Source organism: Providencia sp. UF-224 (assembly GCF_058245955.1).
In genome coordinates this window covers 1-435 of record NZ_JBSICC010000113.1, presented here as the reverse complement: position 1 = coordinate 435, position 435 = coordinate 1, and the positions used below count along the sequence as shown (strand labels likewise).

Sequence of the window (435 nt, the reverse complement as noted above, 5' to 3'; positions counted from 1 at the left end):
ATTTTCCAAAAACTAAATTTTCTGTACGTAAACAATATTACAGTTCTTATTATGTGTCATGGACTGATGGCCCGACAGTGGATGAAGTCGACTCAATTGTTAAAAAATATAAAACGTCACGGTTCGATTGCTATACTGATTACTCTTACAATGAAAGCTCGCCATTTAATATGGTTTATGGCGGTGCTGATTATGTTTTTACAAATCGTCATTACAGTGATGAGATAATCGCGTTGGCAATTAAATCACTTATTGCTAAATATGGCGAGTCTTATGAGTTTGATACTGCATTGATGACCGTTGAAAATTATCATCAAGGTAAGTTATACAAAATTGGACGCGAACAAATTATTGGAAATGATGGGATAGGTGGAGAAATTAATCGGGTACTTAGAAAAACGAGCTATTAAAGAAAACGCGCCAAAAGGCGCGTTT

At 35.2% G+C, this 435-nt stretch carries 1 protein-coding gene; it reads left to right on the top strand.

From position 1 onward, the window contains the following. Positions 1 to 410 (top strand): LPD29 domain-containing protein (locus AC4IFO_RS23075; RefSeq protein ID WP_490737864.1); only part of this gene is annotated, 410 nt, incomplete at its 5' end. Between the last annotated feature and the right edge of the window lie 25 nt (positions 411 to 435).